The organism is Salinivibrio sp. ML198 (genome assembly GCF_001996015.1).
Lineage (GTDB): Bacteria > Pseudomonadota > Gammaproteobacteria > Enterobacterales > Vibrionaceae > Salinivibrio > Salinivibrio siamensis.
In genome coordinates this window covers 1-6,081 of sequence record NZ_MUEZ01000036.1, presented here as the reverse complement: position 1 = coordinate 6,081, position 6,081 = coordinate 1, and the positions used below count along the sequence as shown (strand labels likewise).

The window sequence follows — 6,081 nt, the reverse complement described above, 5'->3', positions numbered from 1 at the left end:
GCAGCTAAAAACCGGCTTAGCGCCTGCTCGCGCCCTCGAGTGTGTGGCGGACGTGCGTGTGCTTGGCGCAATTGGCGTGATAGAGCTGACCGATCCGGTGAACCTGGCCGATATTCAGCCCTTAATGACCGCCCAAGGTATTTGGGTCCGCCCCTTCGGCAAACTGGTGTATGTAATGCCACCCTATTGCATCCGCGACGACCAACTCCACCAACTCACCCGAGGCATGATCACCGCAATTAAGCAGTTTTTTGGTGAGTAGACAAGGCGTCAGTCACGCTCGATGCCAAATTTGCCCCCAGTGTCCGATGGCGCCGTGCAACGGGCGCGCGGCCCATATTATGATACTTATTAGCATCGTGCTAGCGCTTATGCCGACCTAGGCGAGATTTATGTTTCGGTGGTGCCTTTGGAGACGTCGGCAAGCTAAAGTCTAATTGTGCTAACATGATAAAAATGATGAGAGCTTTATAAGAATACAGAAGATACAAGTTTTTGCTCGTGTGAGTACACTAGGTCATTATCGATTCTGCTCTATCGCTTGGCTTGCAAACTGACGACGACATGATAAACGAATACTGCCTGTGATATGGAGTTGAACTTGGGAGAGTATCCTCCGATCACAGTCGTAGTGTTTTTCATCAAAAGATCTCGATGGTAAACTCGGTAACTTCCTAGCCGATAAGACTAACAAGAATAATCTCGACTTTCAGGCTGGTGACTCAGCTTCTGAAAAACTAGAAAACGCTTTATATTATGCTAGTAAAGCAGGACTAGTTTATCGGACGCTAGCCTGAGTTACTGCTAATAGTAGCTCAATTGAGCAGACAAACCTAATCAAAAATCTTTGTCTACTCTATATTTTTCACTTTGAAAGCCAAGTTAATTCTTTACGTATTAGGCTGCGCTCACCTGTTAAATAGGCTAATTTTCGAACATTCACTTGTAACTTATTTTTATCACTAGAAAAGGTTACACAGTCTTTATATCGTTTTACAATTTCACTCGCCGCTAACCTTGAAAAACCGTAATCCTGAAGCTCCGCTTCTCGTGGGTCCATTGTGCCGTACTCCAAAAAAGGAGCTAAATTACGTCCAGATTTTGATTCGCCATGTATTGACTTAGTTAACTGATAAAAGTGCGAACAGCAACTCTCTAATTGAAAAGTCACTTCGCTCTCAATACAGTTGATTGTTTCAATAATTTTCTGATTAAGATGCGAAGGATCATTTGAGTTAAAGTCAACCCATCTATACGTTTCAGGATCTCTTACAGTTTTACCGTACTTGATACTGTTGGCAATAATTACAGATAAGGGTGAGCCCATCAGCCATGAATATACAACATTTATAAGCTGCTGAAGGGAATCTTTTGTTTTTCGAATACTATATATTTCGTTAATTGCAGTTAAGTATTTTGATACATCTTCTTTCGATAAAGATTTTAAAGCATTATTCTTATCTCTAGCGAATTGGTGTGCCTTTGCTTGAAGATCACTATCAAAATTATGGTTACTAGAAAATGCTGTAGTGTCGATATCTGATATAGACTTTCGTTCTAAGTGTTCTATCGACGTGGAGATTATTCTTTTTCTAATATCACTTTTAAAACGGAGAAGTAAACTGCCTACTTCTCCAGTTTTAGTAAACTCCATAACTTCTGACAATATAAGAGCACTTAGTTCTTTAATGCTTTTATCAGGTTTTTTTGTTTTACCAGAAAGATAGTTAATGATTTTTATATGCTTGGAAAGTAGAGACACAATACCATCATCAATGTTGACATTTTTGTTCTCTTTAGCACGTTCCTCTACGATCTTCCAACTATTCTCATAGTCTCCAATGCAAATAATGTTCCCAGACAGCTCATTTCTATATCTTCCAGCTCTACCAGCTAAGTTCCAGAAATCTAAATTACACTTTTCTGCATCCCTAAGTGTTGTTTTGTTGAAGGGGTAAATAAATACATTTTGTGTAGGTAAATTGACTCCCTCCAAAAGAGTTGAAGTACAAAATATATATTTTATTTTTTTACGAGCATAGAGATCTTCTATGCGCTTTCTAATAAAAATTGGCAATGAACCATTATGTAGCGCAATTCCATACCTCAAGTATTTGGCAAGTATGAATTCCTTATGGATAAAATCTGCTATAAACTCAGATTCACTTATAAGCTCTTCGTCTTTAGTTTCCTGAAGGTGCTTATTATTTATCATATACTCAATGAATTCTCCGCATTTCTTTACACTCTCTATTTTACTTGATATAAAGACCAAGTTTGAGTGAGAAGATTGTCCTACAGAGCTAATTAAATCAAAAGCATTTTTATAGTTACGTTCTGGTTTAAAGGTATAGATATCTTTCTTTACATTATCAAAGTATCTAAATTCACCATTCTTAATATTAGAAAAGTATAGATTTTGCGTTACTGGGCTTTCTGTGACAACCAAGCTTTTTGAGTTTTTATCTAAATCAAACGTCGTAAAAAACATTTCAGGATTCGAAATTACCGGGCTTGAAAAAACGATTTTAGCGTTCTGGAATATATCTATCGTCCGCCTAACAACTTTAAACAAAGTAATTGATCTCTTACTTCTTTTATCTGCTAATTTGTGTGCCTCATCAACAAATAAAACATCGATAACAATATCTGAATAGGATTTTTCAAAAAGAAAACTATTATATCGCTCCTGCGTGAATATTAATATATTTTTCTCAAATATTGAAAAACCAGTCACTGACTTTGTGACGTTTACGTTTTCGATGTTTCTTTGAGATAAAAGCAGCCTAATATCTATTAAGTACTCTTCTAAAAGTGCTTTTGTGGGTAATATGAAAACTATATTATTTAAAGTCTTGGTTAAATCTATCGCTGTGTTTTTTAATAAAAATGATTTACCTAGAGAAGTTGGCCCAGAAAAGCTAAAGTGTAAATTATTTAAAATAGACTGATAGATTTCAAATTGAGCATTTGTGAAAATATTATCAGTACTACCAATTTGTTGATTCATTTTTCTATAACTACTAGAAAACTCGACACTAATTGGTAAGCAAAGACTATTATCGATAAATTTTTCTTCAGCAGAAAATAGACCAAACTTATTCAAAACTGATTTAATAATTAACTGGCAGTTTGGTTCATTATTATATAACTCATATAGCGATGAAATAATTTTTAGCGATAAGCTTCTATGAAAACTACTCTTTGAGTTTGATAGAAAATCTGAGTACTTTAATAACGTTTTATATTCGCTATTGGAGATTGGGTTCGTAGCATAGTCATTGAATCGATTTCGTGAAATTGTTAAAAATAGCTTCTCATAACTAAGTTCAAAATTATCGCTATTTACGATACGATCACAAATATAATCTACTGCATTAACACTCATTTAAGTAAATTCTCCACAAGCTCCGTCAGCTCATTGCTTTTGTTCATCGGCAACACATATAAGTTTACATTCAAACCTTGATTTATAGCTTCTATAATACTTTTATCTATATTATCAATCGTTTCTTTAACCATAGACTTAATATATTCTTCTAATGACGTATGCCTTGGTATCGAGCAAGACTGTAAATCTATACAGTATATTATAGACAGATTTTCGATGAATTCATCATGTTCACCAAACAAAATATCATATAATACTTCACACTCTTCCTGTGTATATTTAACTTCAAGAAATGCTCTCTCAGAAATCAATTTCGCATCAAATGCATAATGATTTATTTGGTAAACCATTTGCCCAAGTACATTATTCAGTTGTTCTATTAGATCACCTTCACCACCATAGCTAGATACAACAAACTCTACTCCATTTTCAGAATCATTTAACAGATGCACATGGTGGTAATAAGAATGATCAATATACGTTGAGTATATGTGTGGTGCATTCATCATCGACTCTACGATACGGCTAGCAAGTAGCTTATATGCTGGTTGTAGTTCTTTTTTTTGTTCTAGTATGCGTAATGCGGATACTGTAAGCATCGATTTGTTTTCATTATTATGCCCTAAAATTGCTTCAAATTCACCAGTCAATGACTTAGCAATCGGATTTAAGTTAAAATAAGGATGCCCAACTTTAGCAGGAACTAATACTGAGACGATAAGGTTTTCGTCTACAAGAACTTTAGATATTTCTTTAAAGCATTTTTTGAAACTAGTGTCTAGTTTAATTTTTTTAAAGTTATTTGAGAAAATTTTTGTACCAAAAAAATGATGTAACTCATCAAAATCAATATCGTAAAGCACCTCTCCTAATAAATCATTTGATTCTTCATTTGTCGTTATAACAGAATAAGCAATAGGAATATCTGTCATATTTCGGTCTATAATTAGTGAACCTGATATACCATCAAAACCTTCACTTTTCTCAACTAATTCAGTTATGGGATTACTTTCTATATTGAAATAGCAATCTTTCCCTTCAATCTCTGGAGAGTTTAGGAGAAGCCTAGTTATATCAGTAACTTCTGCCTTATATCCAAATGCTGTAAATAAACCAGTATTATCTTTTAGTTTTCCTATTTTTAATGGTGTGAAGCTTTTTTCTTTGACTTTTACTATAGCAAGGTCATTATTTGGGAATGAATAAACACTTTCTGCGGTAAGGGCTGCTCCCTTTTGCTTGTGAAATTTAACTTCATCTAACTTTAGTTTCACACCACACGATTTACAACAATCGGGATCCCCATCATTGTAAGGAACACAATCATTTATTAAATGGCATAAACCATGTTTGGAAGCAATAACATAAGAGCTATCATCAACACTTGACCTAAAGTGATATCCACTGGATTCTGATATTGATGTTTTAATTTTAACGGCATTCCGTCTACTCATATATCACCCGATTCACACCATTACTAGGGTAAGTAACCGAAATAGGAAAACCAAGCTCTACACATGCTGAGAAAACCGTTCTAATGTTTTCATTGCCTCCGCTAACATGAAACTTAGCACTCTGGTCGAAACTAATGATCCTACTGATGGTCTTATTATTTGGATGTCCATGGTGCGATTTGTCTGCGCATATTATGTAATCACTTTTTCCGATCAATTCTAACAATTCTCTATTAGTATTTTTTTCACTCGCGTGATGTGAAATTTTTACAACATTAAATGGCTTATCAACTTGATTTTTACATTTTAAAGCATGAATTACATCTGTCGGGTGGCTATCTCCCAAAAATAGTGCTCGTATACCTAAAAACTCTAGAACAAAAGATATACTTGATTTATTAGTGATTGAGCTATCTTCAACGAATGTGTCGCTGTCTGCTTTTATATCTTTGAGACAACTTGAAATAGACGGCTCTACGTAATTAAAACTCGATATTTTTTTATTTCTTCGAGCGTTATCTGCTTTAGAGTGTAGTTTAGATAGTATATTATCATTAGGAGTTAGAGGCGTTAATCTTATCCCATTAAGATTCACTACAGCATCTTCATATTTAAAAGTACATACATTTATACCGAGATCTTTTAGCAGATTCTGAAGCTGTATATCCTGACGAAAAGATATTTTCTTACTTTTCGAAATGCCCTTAAAAATTTTTGCAACCAAATCCAAGCTATTAAAAATAAATTTTTTTATTAAAATTCCACTATCAATGATATACTTAAATCCACCAATATGATCATCATCATTGTGTGTGACTATAGCTAAATCAATACTTTTACCCTGCAAAATATTTTTTAACCTTTGAATCAAAGCCTTTCGTACTTTCAACGATTTTGGCCCTGAATCAACCAGTATAAAAGTTTCACCACAAGTTACTAGTAAACAGTCACCATGCCCTGCGTCAAGTATATCAATATTCATTTATTCAATAAGTTACATAAGTTCATGGTTAGAGATTAGCAAACGCAAACTCTTTGGTAAATGTTGTCACACAATATATCAAGCTTCATACACGGAAACTGCAAGTCATATCTAGCGAGACACCTTGCTAGAAAGTGACTGGCCGCAGACCGTCGCGCACATCGAGAAGCAGCTAAAAACCGGCTTAGCGCCTGCTCGCGCCCTCGAGTGTGTGGCGGACGTGCGTGTGCTTGGCGCAATTGGCGTGATAGAGC

Annotated in this window: 4 protein-coding genes; 1 reads left to right on the top strand and 3 read right to left on the bottom strand. The window is 35.0% G+C overall.

Annotated elements, in window-relative coordinates; translation table 11 throughout:
- Nucleotides 1-262, top strand: a 262-nt coding sequence (locus BZG25_RS15495; RefSeq protein ID WP_131826121.1) for an aminotransferase class III-fold pyridoxal phosphate-dependent enzyme, incomplete at its 5' end; no start/stop codon positions are given.
- Between the two features lie 603 nt (nt 263-865).
- On the opposite strand, the gene BZG25_RS15490 is transcribed toward BZG25_RS15495, so the two are convergent.
- From BZG25_RS15490 to BZG25_RS15480, 3 genes are read right to left on the bottom strand one after another with little or no spacing between them, the layout of a single operon-like run.
- On the bottom strand, nt 866-3,388 hold the full coding sequence (locus BZG25_RS15490; protein WP_077639360.1) for a DEAD/DEAH box helicase: 2,523 nt from the start codon (nt 3,386-3,388) through the stop codon (nt 866-868).
- Nucleotides 3,385-4,845 carry a hypothetical protein gene (locus BZG25_RS15485; protein ID WP_077639359.1) on the bottom strand — a complete coding sequence of 487 codons (1,461 nt, stop codon included), beginning with the start codon at nt 4,843-4,845 and terminating at the stop codon, nt 3,385-3,387. Before BZG25_RS15485 ends, BZG25_RS15490 begins: the two co-directional genes overlap by 4 nt.
- The gene (locus tag BZG25_RS15480; RefSeq protein WP_077639358.1) at nt 4,838-5,827 is read right to left on the bottom strand and encodes a ComEC/Rec2 family competence protein; all 990 of its coding nucleotides are present in this window, start codon (nt 5,825-5,827) and stop codon (nt 4,838-4,840) included. Before BZG25_RS15480 ends, BZG25_RS15485 begins: the two co-directional genes overlap by 8 nt.
- Between the last annotated feature and the right edge of the window lie 254 nt (nt 5,828-6,081).

What these genes read in the sequence shown, in the direction of transcription:
- BZG25_RS15490 (WP_077639360.1), bottom strand. Translation starts at nt 3,388, where the DNA reads ATGAGTGTTAATGCAGTAGATTATATTTGTGATCGTATCGTAAATAGC.
- BZG25_RS15485 (WP_077639359.1), bottom strand. Translation starts at nt 4,845, where the DNA reads ATGAGTAGACGGAATGCCGTTAAAATTAAAACATCAATATCAGAATCC.
- BZG25_RS15480 (WP_077639358.1), bottom strand. Translation starts at nt 5,827, where the DNA reads ATGAATATTGATATACTTGACGCAGGGCATGGTGACTGTTTACTAGTA.